Source organism: Phreatobacter sp. AB_2022a, assembly GCF_026847585.1.
GTDB lineage: Bacteria > Pseudomonadota > Alphaproteobacteria > Rhizobiales > Phreatobacteraceae > Phreatobacter.
This window is the reverse complement of the sequence record NZ_JAPSET010000010.1, coordinates 102,232-116,330: the sequence shown is the minus strand read 5'-3', so window position 1 is coordinate 116,330 and position 14,099 is coordinate 102,232. Positions and strand designations below refer to the sequence as shown.

10 protein-coding genes, 1 tRNA gene and 1 pseudogene are annotated in these 14,099 nt (G+C 63.9%); 6 read left to right on the top strand and 6 right to left on the bottom strand.

The window, feature by feature from the left end; genetic code table 11:
• The first annotated feature begins 62 nt into the window (after nucleotides 1–62).
• Nucleotides 63–572 (top strand): imm11 family protein, encoded by a 510-nt coding sequence (locus OZ671_RS09735; protein WP_268860573.1) that lies wholly within the window; start codon nucleotides 63–65, stop codon nucleotides 570–572.
• A gap of 102 nt (nucleotides 573–674) precedes the next feature.
• On the opposite strand, the gene OZ671_RS09730 is transcribed toward OZ671_RS09735, so the two are convergent.
• Both OZ671_RS09730 and OZ671_RS09725 read right to left on the bottom strand, forming a co-directional pair.
• Nucleotides 675–1,994 carry an MFS transporter gene (locus OZ671_RS09730; RefSeq protein ID WP_268860572.1) on the bottom strand — a complete coding sequence of 440 codons (1,320 nt, stop codon included), beginning with the start codon at nucleotides 1,992–1,994 and terminating at the stop codon, nucleotides 675–677.
• Between the two features lie 62 nt (nucleotides 1,995–2,056).
• Nucleotides 2,057–2,719, bottom strand: coding sequence for a flavin reductase family protein (locus OZ671_RS09725; protein ID WP_038308222.1), 663 nt, complete (start codon nucleotides 2,717–2,719; stop codon nucleotides 2,057–2,059).
• A 146-nt stretch (nucleotides 2,720–2,865) separates the two neighbouring features.
• Here OZ671_RS09725 and OZ671_RS09720 point away from each other — a divergent pair, with 146 nt between their 5' ends.
• The 4 genes and pseudogenes from OZ671_RS09720 (at nucleotide 2,866) to OZ671_RS09705 (ending at nucleotide 6,582) form a co-directional block, all read left to right on the top strand.
• Entirely contained in the window at nucleotides 2,866–3,516 is a 651-nt protein-coding gene (locus tag OZ671_RS09720; RefSeq protein ID WP_268860571.1) for a GntR family transcriptional regulator, read from the top strand.
• Between the two features lie 739 nt (nucleotides 3,517–4,255).
• A pseudogene (locus OZ671_RS32055) lies at nucleotides 4,256–4,549 on the top strand (recombinase family protein); the annotation flags it as partial.
• Between the two features lie 85 nt (nucleotides 4,550–4,634).
• A complete protein-coding gene (locus OZ671_RS09710) occupies nucleotides 4,635–5,933 on the top strand; it encodes a recombinase family protein (RefSeq protein WP_268860569.1) in 1,299 nt (432 codons plus the stop codon).
• Between the two features lie 190 nt (nucleotides 5,934–6,123).
• On the top strand, nucleotides 6,124–6,582 hold the full coding sequence (locus tag OZ671_RS09705) for a hypothetical protein (RefSeq protein ID WP_268860568.1): 459 nt from the start codon (nucleotides 6,124–6,126) through the stop codon (nucleotides 6,580–6,582).
• 258 nt (nucleotides 6,583–6,840) lie between these two features.
• Here the strand turns inward: OZ671_RS09705 and OZ671_RS09700 are convergent, their stop codons facing one another.
• Both OZ671_RS09700 and OZ671_RS09695 read right to left on the bottom strand, forming a co-directional pair.
• Entirely contained in the window at nucleotides 6,841–7,533 is a 693-nt protein-coding gene (locus OZ671_RS09700; RefSeq protein WP_268860567.1) for a hypothetical protein, read from the bottom strand.
• Complete coding sequence (locus OZ671_RS09695) at nucleotides 7,533–10,658, bottom strand: Eco57I restriction-modification methylase domain-containing protein (protein WP_268860566.1); 3,126 nt, start codon at nucleotides 10,656–10,658, stop codon at nucleotides 7,533–7,535. The genes OZ671_RS09700 and OZ671_RS09695 overlap by 1 nt, the downstream gene beginning before the upstream one ends.
• 182 nt (nucleotides 10,659–10,840) lie before the next feature.
• Between OZ671_RS09695 and OZ671_RS09690 the strand changes: the two genes are divergently transcribed.
• A complete protein-coding gene (locus tag OZ671_RS09690) occupies nucleotides 10,841–11,689 on the top strand; it encodes a WYL domain-containing protein (RefSeq protein WP_268860565.1) in 849 nt (282 codons plus the stop codon).
• A 368-nt stretch (nucleotides 11,690–12,057) separates the two neighbouring features.
• On the opposite strand, the gene OZ671_RS09685 is transcribed toward OZ671_RS09690, so the two are convergent.
• Nucleotides 12,058–12,134 (bottom strand) — tRNA-Arg (locus OZ671_RS09685).
• A gap of 188 nt (nucleotides 12,135–12,322) precedes the next feature.
• Nucleotides 12,323–13,852, bottom strand: a complete 1,530-nt coding sequence (locus OZ671_RS09680) for an ATP-binding protein (protein ID WP_268860564.1) — start codon at nucleotides 13,850–13,852, stop codon at nucleotides 12,323–12,325.
• Between the last annotated feature and the right edge of the window lie 247 nt (nucleotides 13,853–14,099).

Here is a 14,099-nt window from a genome sequence, read left to right as displayed (position 1 = left end):
GACGCGGCGCGCCGTCTCGCCTGGTGATGCGATGAAGGCAGCCGCCCGAGGAGGCGCACCCGATGGCCACCGCCGTCTACACGTTCGAGGTCGTGGAGGGTCAGGAATGGATATTCCCGACCGACGACAGCCACTACGAGATGTTCTCCGCCTTGGACGGGCGGACCATCACGGATTGGGATCCGCCTGTCATGGCAGGCCGGGGCGGGGGGACCTATTCCGACTTCCCCTGGCTCGGCGAGCATGTGCCGTTCCTGAGACGGCCGGCGGTCGAGGCGCTCGGCCAGGTCCTGCTGCGCCATGGCCAGCTTCTTCCCGTTCGCGGCGAGGAGGCCTGGCTGTTCAACGCGACGACCGTGCTCGACGCGCTCGATCGGCAGCGTTCCGGGATCGTCGCTTTCGACGACGGCAGCATCCTGGCGATCGAGCACCATGTCTTCGACGAAACGAAGCTGGGCGCCGCGGAGGTCTTCAAGCTGCCGATGAGGGCGTCGGCCGTCTACGTCACCGGACCCTTTGTCGAACGGGTGCGCCGGGCCGGGCTGCGCGGTGTCGCCTTCAAGGCCCTGTGAACGGCGCATCGGTCCCGATCTGGCCTTGCCGGCAGGCCGGCGGAGCGTGATCGGGATCCGCTCCGCCGGTGCCGGCGCGGCGGCCGGGCCCACGCCATCAGGCTAGTTCGACAGTCTGCCGGTGTCCGGCCGGTCCAGTTCGAGGTCGCGCGTTTCCGGGATCAGCAGGCCCGTCAGCAGGGTGATGCCGGACACGGCCATCAGGTAGAACAGGAACAGCCGGTGCTCGCCGGCCTGCGAGAGATAGGTGTTCACGTAGGGCGCCGTGCCGCCGAAGATGGCGGTCGCGAGCGACAGCGGCCCGCTGACGCCGGTGGCGCGGACCGATGTCGGGAAGACCTCGGCCCAGACCGCCGTGTTGACCCCGAACAGGCAGGCGAGGATCAGGAGCGCGCAGACCATCGCGGTGAGCAGGCCCGAGAAGCTGCTGGTGATCATCCCGTCGAGCGGCAGGGTGGCCGCGATGAAGCCGAGGCCGAACAGGATGATGAAGATCCGCCGGCCGAACCGGTCGGCGAGCCAGCCGACGATCGGAATGGCGACGAAGAACACGACCTGCGCGATGAGGCTGGCGGTCAGCGCCGATGTCGCGTCGAGCCCGCGGCTGACCTGGGCGAAGGTCGGGCTGTAGATCAGCCACGTGTAGAACATGATCGAGCCGCCGGCCGAAAGCCCGAAGACGACGGCGATGCCGCGCCAGTTGCGCAAAAGCGGGCCGAGGCCGGTCGCGGTCTTCGCACCCTCCGCCTGGGCCTTGGCGAAACTGTCGGTCTCGGTCAGCTTGCGGCGCAGATAGAGCCCGTAGAGGCCGAGCAGCCCGCCGAGCGCGAAGGGAATGCGCCAGCCCCAGCTCTCCAGAGCCGGGCGCCCGAGCGTTGCATTGAGCACGAGGCCGGTGACCGTGGCGATCATGGTGCCGAGAACGACACTCATCCAGGACGTGCTGCCATAGAGCGCGCGCCGGTGGCGCGGCGCCCGCTCGACCAGATAGGTGACCGATGTCCCCATCTCGCCGCCATGGGCGATGCCCTGGGCGAGGCGGGCGACCAGGAGGATGACGGAGGCGGCGAGCCCGGCGGTTGCGAAGGTCGGGGCGAAGGCGATGACGAGGCTGCCGCCGGCGGTGACCAGCATTGCCAGAGTCAGGCTCTTCTTGCGTCCGACCCGGTCGGCATAGAGCCCGAACAGGAAGCCGCCGAGCGGCCGCGTCAGGAAGCCCGCGGCGAAGACGGCGAGCGCCGCCAGCAGCGCCGCCGACCGGTCCGCCGAAGGGAAGAACTGGAGCGCGAAATAGGGCGCGAAGATCGTGTAGATCGTCCAGTCGAACCATTCGAGCGTATTGCCGAAATTGACCGCGATCAGGTCCTTGACGCGGCGCGAGCGCGGCGCGGCGAGCGCGCCCGGTGCGGCGATGTCGGACATGGCTGGAGCCCCTCTTTGTTATGGCTGTCGGCGTCGTTCGGTGGGGAATGCGGGCGCGGGCGTCAGCCGCCGGCAGCCCGCCCTTCGAGGCCGAACCGGGCATCGGCATCGGCCCCCGGCACGCGCATTTCGAAGACGTCGGTGACGACCGTGTAGTCGAAATAGCCGAGCCGGGCGATCGGCTTGATCGCGGGAATGTCGATCTTGCCTTCGGGCGTGATGAACCGGTCGTCGATATGGATCGTCTCGACCCGCGCGAAGACGATGTCGATGGAGCCGACCGGCGAATGGCCTTTCAGGCGATGCGTGCTCAGGTAGCGGCACTCGAACTTGACCGGGCTTTCCTTCACCATGGGGATGCGGGCATTGTCCGCATAGTCCCGCGTGACGTTCAGGCGGTCGAATTCGTTCTCCTCCGGCGGCAGTGCCATGGCGCTCAGATTGACGGCCTCGCGCAGGTCGTAGGTCGCCATGTTCCAGACGAACCAGCCGGTCTCCTCGGCATTGAGCACCGTGTCCTTGCGGCGCCCGTCCGGATAGTGGTTGGCCGAGAACATCACCATCGGCGGATCGAAGGTCAGGTTCTGCCACTGGCTGTAGGGCGCGATGTTCTCGACGCCGGCCGCGCTGACGCTGGACAGCCAGCCGATCGGCCGCGGCACCGTGCAGCTCTTGAAGGGCGAGAAGGGCAGCGGGCTCGGCTCCGTGCAGGGCGAATATTTCATGGCGTCGCGGTCCGGACTTTTGTGGTTTTCGATAATATCCAACCGATATATCGGATGGACGGCGGTTTGGAAAGCCCGTCAAATCGGCTATCGGATCAGGCGGGGAATCGTCCCCGCCGAGGGGCAGCGCCGCGCTGGACAACGCAATGAATCAATCGGAACAGGCGGTCGTCGCCCTGCAGCGCCTGATCGAGCAGGGCGAGCTTCGGCCCGGCTCGATGGTCTCGGAGCGCGGCCTGATGGAGGCGACCGGCCTTGGCCGCACCCCGGTGCGGGAGGCGATCCAGCGCCTCGCGCTCAGCCACATGCTGCGCATCCACCCGAACAAGGGCATCGAGATCCCGGCGATCTCCGTCGAGGACCAGTTGAGCGGCCTCGAGGTTCGCCGGGCCGTCGAGGTCCTTGCCGTCGACCTCGCCTGCCAGCGGGCGACCGAGACGGACGTCGCGGCCATCGCGGCGCTGAAGGCGCGGCTCGCCGGCGGCTTCGACCTTCGCGGCTATTCCGAAACGGTGCGCGAGACCCACGCCCTGATCATCCAGGCGGCGCACAATCCCTATCTGGAAGCGCTGATGGTGCCGCTGCAGACCCTGTCGCGCCGCTTCTGGATCATGCATGTCCGCGACGAGCAGGCCGAGATCGCCCATGGCAAGCGGCTGCACCAGGACATCCTCAACGCGATCCTCGCCCGCGACGCCGCCGCGGCCACCGCCGCGTCGCTCGCGCTCAACAGCTACCTCGTCGACTTCGCGCTCTCGGTCGTCGCGCGCATGGCCAAGGGGCGTGCGCCGCGCTAGCGGGGAGGGGGAGAGGCGCCCGGCGGAGCGGCCGGGATCGGGCCGGCTCGGGCCGCGCTGAAGCCGCTCGGCAGCCCGTCCGGCCCACAGGTGTCACCCATGTCTCCGGTACCGTCCGGCGCCTGGGCAGCGATCATGCGCTGGAGATACGGCCCGGCGCAAAACGCGCAGCCGTCTCCGGCGGATCGCGGGGGCTTCCTTAGGCCATATGCATCGTCGCGGCCCCGTCGTGGGCACCACCTGGCTGGGCCGGCGAGGGCAGGGGCTGATGGGGGCGAGCGGACCCGGGCGCTATTCCCTGCGCGATTGGTGCGTGGTGATCGCCGCGGTCGCGTTCTGCCTGCACCCTGGGAAGGTCAAGATCTCGACCATTCCCGCCGGTCGGCGGGGCGACGTCAAAGGAAGATCTTGCGGCGGCTCGGCAACCCGTCCGATCCACATGTCACTCCTGTCCCAGGTACGATCTGGGACCGATCCGTTCCGATTTTTACGAAAAAATGGCGCACCGCCCCAGACGGAAATGATAAATACGTCTACGCTATAGCCCTCTAAAATGGCTTCACGAATTTGACTATAACTCACTGGAGCAACATCAAGAATCCGTCTGGCCTGTTCGCTGGCGATCTGCTTTCGGAAAGCGGTAGTAAGTGCCCGCATCTCGCGCCGCATCGGTATCGAGACCTACATCTGCCTTCCATCATCATCCGAAAGGGATATCCAGTTGACGACCGATACCGCCGTGCGTTCGGAACTATCTTCCACATCTCCTGCGGTGACCCGCGTCGTCTCCTATCTGCGCGTCTCAACCGGCCGACAGGCCGAGAGCGACCTGTCGATCCCCGATCAGCGCCGCCAGATCCAACGCTATTGCGCAGCGCGCAACTGGGCGATCGTGGAGGACTATATCGAGCCAGGCAGCAGCGCGACGGATGATCGGCGACCGGCCTTTCAGGAGATGATCGATGCGGCTCTGGCCAGGCCGCCAACGTTCAGCACCATCCTGGTCCACAGCTTCTCCCGCTTCTTCCGCGACCAGTTCCAGTTCGAGCGTTATGTGCGCAAGCTTGCGAAGAACGGTGTGCAGGTCATCCATCACCCAGGACATGGGCGACAATCCGATGGCCACGATGATGCGCCAGATCGTGACCCTGTTCGACGAATATCAATCGAAGGAGAACGCGAAGCATACGCTCCGCGCCATGTGCGAGAACGCCCGACAAGGCTATTGGAACGGAGCCCGGCCGCCCATCGGTTACTGCACGGTGGCGGTCGACAAGCGAGGCTCGAAGGTCAAGAAGGCGTTGGAGATCGATCCGCTGCACGCCGGGACGGTCCGGCTGATCTTTCGACTTGCACTTGAAGGCGCCGATGGCAGCGGCCCGATGGGCGTCAAAGCCATCACCTGTTTCCTCAACGAGCGCGACATCCGCACGCGCGATGGCGGGCGTTGGGGACTCGGGCAAGTCCACGCGATCCTGACCCGCACAACCTACATCGGTGAACATCGGTTCAACCGTGAGCACGCTCGCACCAAACAGCGGAAGGCAGCCGCTGGGCACGCCATCATGGCCGTGCCGCCATTGATCGCGGAGCACGACTTTAACGAGGTCCAGAATCTGCTTCGATCGCGCGACCCCAAAATGATGCATCCGCAAGCTGTGGGCGGGCCGACGTTGCTCACCGGCATCTGTTTCTGCACGTCGTGCGGCGGCGCCATGATCAGCCGCACCGGAACCGGCAGCTCTGGGCTCACGTATGGCTACTATACTTGCTCAACCCGAGCGCGGCAGGGACGGACCGGTTGCAAGGGACTTGCGGTTCGGATGGATAGGCTGGACGAAGCCGTGATCGACTTCCTCGGGTCGACGCTTCTCGCTCCTGAACGGATCGAGGCGTTGCTGGGGCCGCTTCTGGCACATCGGAAAACATGGGAAGACCGTCGACGCCAACATGTCGCTGAGCTGCGAGAGCGAGCAAACGAAGCTGAGCGCAGGCTTCGGATCCTCTATGAAGCCGTCGAAGATGGCATGCTTGCCAGCACCGATCGAATGTTCCGAAAGCGCATCGCCGAATTTTCCACTCTTCGTGAGCGGGCCGAGATCGAAGCGGATCGGGTCGAGGCAATGGTGATCCGTACAAGCTCTGTGCCGGCGATAAAGGATGTCATGCGCATGGCGGGCGATGTTCGTGCCAAGCTGCACAAACTTGGCTCGCTGCCCCGTCAGATCGTGCGGACGCTGCTCCAGCGGGTCGATTTGGCGAGCAAGCTCGAGGCCCATGTGAAAGGTTCGCGCGGCGAGCTGTTGAAGGCGCTCGCCTTCGCAACCGGCAACAGAGCGATCATGACGGCGGGCGCAGGTGGATTGAACTGGGACTGGGGTAGCCGTGATGGCTATGCTTTCTATATGTCGATGTAGGTGCTGAAATGGACCTGGCAGGGCCTTGCGGGTCGCCGTTACTACCGGCTTCTACAATCTGGCAGCTTAGCGCCACAACCAGGCATTGGGAGCTTGTCCCTGATCGGACATTCCCTTACGTCCCGTCGCTGTCACCTGAGGAGTTCCAAGCCTTGTTCAACAGCCTGCCAGAGTCCCCGGAGCCTCAGTCGTGATCAAGATGCCGAAGAACGAGCGCGAGGCGATCGAGATGCTGCGGGAGTATCGCATGGCGAATCCTCGACCGCTCCTACCGTGTGTCGATCAGACCGAAGACGACATCTCGGCTTATTACCGCGCCGCGGCTGAGGGGGATGTCGCCGTCGTCCGGCAGGGATATGGCGGGATGACTACCTACTTCGTCGGCAAGATCACAGGCAAGAACGCGCGAGCGGGACGAGTCTATGTCGACTGCCGGCATGGCGGCGGCTCGGCGTTCTACATGAAGCACGGCCGCAACTGCTTCCATCCAAAGGGGCAGACGGACCTGATCGTGCCGACTCCCGAAGTGCTCGCTTGGGCGGCCGAGCATCCACAGGGCTCTTTCGATTTCGCGACGTTCCGCGGGCCTGAGCACGGGCCGGCGCCGGCTCGCGAACGGCGCGCGCCCCCGGATATTTCATGCAGGTAGAATGTGGCTGATCGGCCTTGCCTCGACGCCGTCCGCGATGTTGATTGGCATACTGGGCCCCTCGGCCGGTCGGGGGATCGCTACACGGAGCTCGACCTCCGAGTCGGCGCACAGCGCGCCGAGGATCAGGCCGTTAACCGTAGATCTGAAGCCGCGATCCGCAACGCAAAAGCACCTAGATCCCACGCCAGCTGGAACGGTGCGCGAGCCGGTTTCAACTGGCAGTTCGGGCTCGGGTGGCCGGAGATTTGGGGAGGGTCAGATCGTCTCGGGTGACGAAATGGGATGCGGCGCGATCGACACGAAGATGTGCGCTAATCGGATTGGGGGGATGGACGGAGCGCGCAGATGCAGAGAATCGAAGCTGGCAATCATCGGCGCGAGGGTGGACGGTGCGATCCGGTGCATCCCGTTTTCCACCTGGCACTTTAGGGGCTCCAGATGACTGTCGATAATCGCTTCGACGTGCGTCGTGGTTTCCGTGGAGCCAGGGCGTAAGAAAGCCCACATCGCGCCCTCGGCAGACCTTGGTCCATATCTGCCGTCTACAAATCGGACCATCCCATCAGTCACATAGGCTTTTGCTGGCCGCCCGTTACCGATCACTTTGCACTCGACGATGAAATTCGGCGACCCCGACAATCGCCACTCGATATCCGAGCGACCAATAATCACTCGCTTACCATCAGGTCGGAGATCATAGCGCTTGAGCTCGGCGAAGAACTCGCCATGAAAGGGCTGCCTGCCATCGTGGTATTGCGCATCAAGATAAGCGGCGAAACCTTCGGTGAGCGTCGGCTCGTCACGGTTTGCAAAGGGCTCGCCAATGCCGGAATACAAGGCTTCATATTCCTGCCATTTCGCGACGAGATAACTTAGTATTTCCGACGCAGGTGGGCGTTGGACCAAGTATGTCCAATCGGAATTGGCCCCCAGCCTCTCGACTTCCATCACGCGCGCGCCCGCGACAGGCTCTGCAACTGCAACGCCAAGCGGTTGGCGTCCTCGACAGCACAGCGGCGCATCCAGAAGCGCGACACCAGTGGTTTGACTAGGAAAATGCGACTGCCGTCCACGATGGCCATATCCGGAATCGTCAGCAAATTCTCAGCCGGACGCTCGACCACTCGCTTGAGCGCGCTTGCGAGTATCTCGATTATGCTGTCATCCCCGAACCGATCGGCGACGGCACTGTCGCCGAGTGTTAAAACAGTCGCACCCATGGGAACGCTGCGGCCAGTCCAAGTGGCGACCCGGATCTCACCTCTACCGCCGGTGGCATTGCGCCATTCGCAAAGTGTCTTGCATAGTGCCTCAGCATAGCCATGCATCAGCTGCATCGACGGAGCTTGCCGCAAAGGCTTCATTAGCGATTGATGACGTAGGCTGGTCGGCTGCAGCGCAGCACCAGCGAGCGTGGACAGCTCTTCGATCATTGCGATCTCGTCGGCTGTCAGCCGGAAGTAGGCATAGACCAACTCGTTGGCCCTGTATTGGATCGCGCTCCAACGGTGCGGCTGAAGAAGCTCTTCCTCGGTTTCTACCGTAGCGAGCAGTTGGTCTACTATGGCCATGATAGATTTGGCTTCATCGGGTGCGGGATGCCGATCGATCGGCCAGAACGGCCAGTCCAGCGCTTCGCGTACATGAAGCTTCGGCCGTTCGGATGCGACGCTGCTGCTTAGGAGCAGCAGCAACCACAAGCCCATGGGAGAGCGTAGATAGACAGTCAGGAATCGCGCAGTGAGTCGCGCCTCTTCAGTATCCGGAGCGGACAGGACCGCAAGCGAATGCTGAAACGAAAACGGCGCTTCGGCATAGACTGCTTTGACTCCGTCTTCTGGATGGGCCCCATCGGTCCACAGCACTCGCGGCCCTCTGAACAGCCGCTCATCTGGAGCACGTGCGATCTTGTCGAGCGGAAAGTGGCGCAAGCTCTTCTGCGGCACAAAGGGGAGATCTTTGGGCAGCGCGGTTGCGGGCAGAAATCTCTCGCGCGCCATCCAGTCTGGTACTTCTTGGTACCAGGATTCTCGCGGCCTACGGACGTCCTCGTCCTTCGCATGAAAGCCCTTGGCGTCCTGCCATCCGCCCGCAGTCAGATCGCGGATGCTGCCCCGTCGTCTCAGCCGCTGCAACAACGCGATATCGGCATCAGAGCCCCAATAGCGAACGGCAAGCTGCGCATCGTCACTAAGAAGTGCCGCGACTGGCATATCTGCGCGGTCTCCACCGTGAACCGCGAGCCGTCCGAAGGCGAGTGAGATGTCAGTTTTCGGCGTCCAATATTCAAAGCTCTCCTGCTCGACGCTCCCAAACCGCTCGTCACGGGCGCGGGCAGAGGCGATCAGCACCACGAACGGATGCACTGCGTCGGCGAAGATCAGACGACGCATGTCCGAAAAATTAACGATTTTCTCGATCCGATAGCGTCCCAGTAGGTGCGCACGAAAGTCGCGCTGGGTCGAGTCCCCTGACACGAACGGCGTGACCGGAAGGATTAATGCGACGCGCCCTCCAGGCTTCAACGTGTCGGCAGCGCCGAGCGCAAAAGCAGCCGCAATCTGCCGCTTGGGTACATGCGGGGTCGGCGCATCCTGGCGGAGCTGCCATGCGTTCACCGACTTGGCGGCGGGCTCGCTTGTGCGGAGTTCGCGCCATGGCGGATTGGACAGGAAGATCCCGTAGCGTGCGCGGTTTGCCGCTTCGCTCGCCTCGCCAAAAAAGTCGCCCTGATCTCCGCGCCGGATATTGTCAGCCAGCGTCGGCAGCTTGTGGCCGCCCTTGCGTAGTTCGGCCAGGTCGCGGGGATTGAGGTCGGAGAGCAGTGCCAGATAGAGGCTGAACGCCGTCAATTGGCAGGCATCGTCATCAATGTCACCGCCGAAGATATGGTCGAGAAGTAGCTTTCGCCGTGCTGTGAAGCCCACTTCAGCTGGGTGACCTTCTCGGGCGTTGCGGATCTCGAGCGCTCGGATGAGCCGTCGGAAAGCCGCGGTCAGCAACATTCCCGAGCCGCACGCTCCATCGAAAATTTTCTCCTTGAGGATGTCGCGGTCCGCGATGGCCAACTCGACGACCCAGTCGGCGAGCAGCCGAGGAGTATAATAAGCTCCCTGCTTGCGCTTCGCCTTGTCGGCCCCGACTTCCTCCGTGCCTGTGTCCTTGGAGGCAAGAAAAGTCTCGTAGATGCTAGCAATCAACTCGATCGGAATCTGGCTGAAGTCATAGCGCCAGAAGCTAGCCTGGCCCGTGCGCAACGTCGTACGGGCCAAGAACTGCAAAATCCAGCTGAAGGCCTCATCCGACAGATTCTCCCATCCAGTCTCACTGTCTGCGCTCGTCAGGAAGTCGCCGTTGAAGTCGGTGCGCAGCTTCCGGATCAGCTTGCGCAAGCCTGTGCGATCACGCTCACTGATTAGGTCGTAAAGGGGACGCACCTCGCGCAATGCACGATAGGTTTCGCCGACGATCTGACGGTCTTCAAGATAAGTGATGAAGATCAGCCGAGCGACCAAGCGCCGTGCCGCTGGCCCAACTAGACCGCATCCGATGAGCTTTTCGACCAGTACCAGGATGTTGTCGAGCAGCACCTTATCAACGCGCTTGTGCGGATCGAACCAGCTGTCGCGGTCGCGCAGCGCCTCACCGCCTAAGAGTCCGCTCACCGACCATGCGCGCCGGACTTCCTCCCGCTCGGCGATCGAATAGCGTTGCGGCAGTGCATCGGGATTGTCGACCGACCAGGCCTCGATCCATTCCGCATCGGCGACGAGCACAACGCGCGCGAGGTTCTGGTTCCAGAGCCGTTCGCAAAACGCTCGCATTTCCTCGTGCCGCTCGCCCGCAGACGCGCTCAGTCGGCGCTGGTCGAGAAGGCAAACTGTCGGAACCCGATCTATGCAGAATACCGCAGCGCCGGCAGGGCCGCGCTCCGAGCTGAAGATCGCACGCAGCTCCGGCGCAAAGGGATGGACATCGATCGAGTCGCTACCGTCGACGACAAACGCGCCCTCCACCCGGCCATAGCCGAGATCGTCGACCCACGGGCCAGCCAGATCGGTGCGTTCGCTCATTTTCCTACTCTGACGGATGTGCGTTCGTCCGGCTAGTGATAATTTTAAAAAGGATGGACTTTTTTACTCAGATAGTCATTTTAGATTAGATGTCAGGTGTATCCATCTCAGAGCTCGACCGGACGCCCGGCAAGCGCGGGCGCCCCCGAAAGGCGGCCGGTGCGGAGCCGTCAGCGGACCAAATGCGCAGATTGCGATTTATCGAGCGGGCAGCGTTGTGGACGGGACAGGTCGGAAGGCGTGCGGTTGCGGCGACGTTCGACGTCAGCATCAGCCACGTCACATCGGACTTTCACCGCTATCGGGAAATGGCTCCGCGCAATCTGAGCTATGACGTGGCGGAGAAGTGCTTCCGACCGACCGCTTCCTTCAAGCCGCTGTTCGAGACTGAAGACCCGGCGGACATCCTGAGCACCATTGCTGCTTCAGTGACCTTGCCGAACCAAGACCGCTGCCGGCTGCTCGGCTTCACACCATCGGTCGATGTGGCCCAAGCGCTTCCAGTAGCGATTGATCAGGCGCTGCTTGTGTCAATCTGTCGCGGGATCACCGTCGGCGCCGCACTGGAGATTAACTATCAATCGATGGCGACCCCCGAGGCCAATAAACGACTATTCGCCCCACACGCTCTGATTTTTACCGGGCAACGATGGCTCGTCCGGGGGTGGGATGGGCGACATCAGGCATATCGCGACTTGGCTTTGGCGCGCGTTCTCAGCGCTGGAGCCACTCGCGAACTCGGTGAAGATTTGCCCCGCGATGATAAATGGCATGATCGCGCGACGCTGGAGATCAGCCTGATCGACGGTATGTCATCCGGGCAGGTGGATGTAACAGCGCGTGAGTTCGGCATGCGCCGCGAGCCTGATGGGAGCTTCGCGGTGCGGATCCAGCCGCGTAAGGCGATGATCCCCTATGTGCTCGATCATTTGCGATTACGTCCAACAGACCATGCGAGCCAAGCGGCCCCAATCCGGCTGCGCAATTATGACGACATTCGGGAGTTTGATCGCCCTAGCGCGGCCGGTTGAACAACCCGAAAATCTCTATGCCTAGCCGATGACAGCTTTGTGGAGTGATTCACTCAAAATTACTGGTCTGCAACCGACCACGAATCCTCAACGCAAGTTCGTCGGAATGCCTGGAAGCGGACCCTCTGAACTTCTGCTGTGGGCCAACTCTGCCCGTCGTGTCGCCGCGCGAGCTAGATTGCTAGAAAGTAGACACTCCACGAGTCAGCTAGGAGCCAAAATCGCCCGATCGACCGTAAGCGGTTCGAATTTTTTCACCGCCAAAACGCCGCCGTTTCTACGCTTTTCATACACGGGCCCGGTCCCGCTCTTTGCACAGGCGTAGATTAGGCGGCGATAGCGTACTGTGGAGGGCAATCGGTAGTATTTGGCGCGCCCGAAAGGATTCGAACCTCTGACCCCCAGATTCGTAGTCTGGTGCTCTATCCAGCTGAGCTACGGGCGCGCGCCACGTTCGGGATGTGAAGAACGTCTCGAACGGAGGCGGTCGAATAAGCTGTTTCTCGGCGGATTGCAAGAGCGTCGGCCCGGCGCTGTGGATGATTTTTGCCGGCTGCATCCAAGGGCCGGCGCAAGGCCAGGCGGGCCGCGGGTTTGCCGCGTCGGGCCCCGGCAAACGCGCCGTCCGCGCCGTCAGGCGCGGCGGCGCTGCGACTTGCGGATGGCGGCGAGATCGATCGGCCGGTCGGGAATCGTGATCTGGAAGGTGGCGCCCAGCGTGCCGTCGGCGAGCGCGATGGTGCCGCCATGGGCGCGCACCAGCTCGGAGGCGATGGCAAGGCCGAGGCCGGTGCCGCCGGGCCGGGTCGAGCCCTGGAAGGCCTCGAACAGATGGGCGCGGGCGCGGTCGGGAATGCCGGGGCCGGTGTCGGAGACCTCGATCACCACCACCGTGCCCTCGCGCCGGGCGCCGACCCGCACCTGGTCGCGGACGGGATCGTTGGGCGCGCGCGCCTCCAGCGCCTGCTGGGCGTTGCGGCCGATATTGAGCAGCACCCGGAACAGGTGGTCGGGATCGGCGTCGACGACGAGCTCCTCGGGCACGCCGTTGATGAAGGCGATGCGCGCCTCGAAGCCGAGACCCATCGTGTCGCGCACCTCGTCGGCGAGCGCTGCGAGGCGCACGGCGGCGCGCTGGGGCGGGGCCTCGTGGGCGCGGCCATAGGACAGGGTCGACTGGCAGAAGGCGATGGCCCGGTCGAGCGCCTGGATCATCTTCGGCGCGAATCGCTGCACGGTCGGATCCGGCACGTCGGCGAGCCGGTCGGAGAACAGCTGGGCGGAGGCGAGCAGGTTGCGCAGGTCGTGGTTGATCTTGGAGACCGCGAGGCCGAGGGCGGCGAGGCGTGAGCGCTGCGCCAGCGTGTCGTGCAGCGACTGCTGCATGGTCTGCAGCTCGTATTCGGCGACGCCGACCTCGTCCTTGCGGCCGCTCGGCACGATCACCCGGCTCAGATCCTCCGGATTCTCGCGGAAGGCGATCATGGTGCTGGTCAGCCGCGCCATCGGCCGCACGAACATCAGGTGCAGCGTCAGATAGACCAGCGCGCCGGTGATGCAGGAGATCAGCAGCGACAGGAGGATGATGGTCTTCGAGAAGCGCAGCATGGCGCGCCTGAGCGGCGTCTCGTCCAGCACGATCTCGACGAAGTCGCCGGCCCGCGGCGCCGTGCCCATGACGCGCAGGATGCGGCCGTCGCGCGCGAACAGCGTGTCGAAGGCATCGCCGATCGAGCCCATCAGCGTGCGCTCGCGCATGTCGACGGTCACGTCGACCTCCGGCGGCTGCTCGGAGACGGCGAGCAGGCGGCGCGTCGTGCCGGTCTTCAGCGCCACGGCCTGGGCGCCGGCGCTGTTCAGGAGCTCGCGCATCAGCGCCTCCGGCACCATGCCGGTGGGCGCCGCCTCCAGCACCAGGGCGGCGGTGCGCGCCGAGGCCAGCCGGTCGTCGAGCCAGCTGATCCGGTAGGTCGCGACCGAAGGCAGGAAGATGAGGATTTCCGCCACCATCACGAAGATGGCGGTGAGCATCAGCAGCTTGCCCGACAGGCCGACCCCGCGCGAGGGCGCCGGCGCGGCCAGTTCGAGATCGGCGCGCCGCCGGGCGGCGAGGGCCTTGGCCTCCGCATCCTGGGTCTGGTCCGGTAACGTCTCGCGCGGCATGAGGCGGGATCCGATAGGCGGGATGCGATCATAAACGGCAGCACTCGGACACAGAAGACCGCCAAAGCGCTCATATGGGCAGGCCGGTCCGAACCAACAGATAGGTACGCGTAGCCGGCTTGCCCAGCTCTGATAAGCCTTGATGGGGCAGAACGATGGCAGCCCGGAACGACGGCCGCCCGCGGCACCGCCCGCCGCGGCCGTCCTCTGCGGCCGAGCGTCGCAATGCCAGGCCATCTGTGGCCCG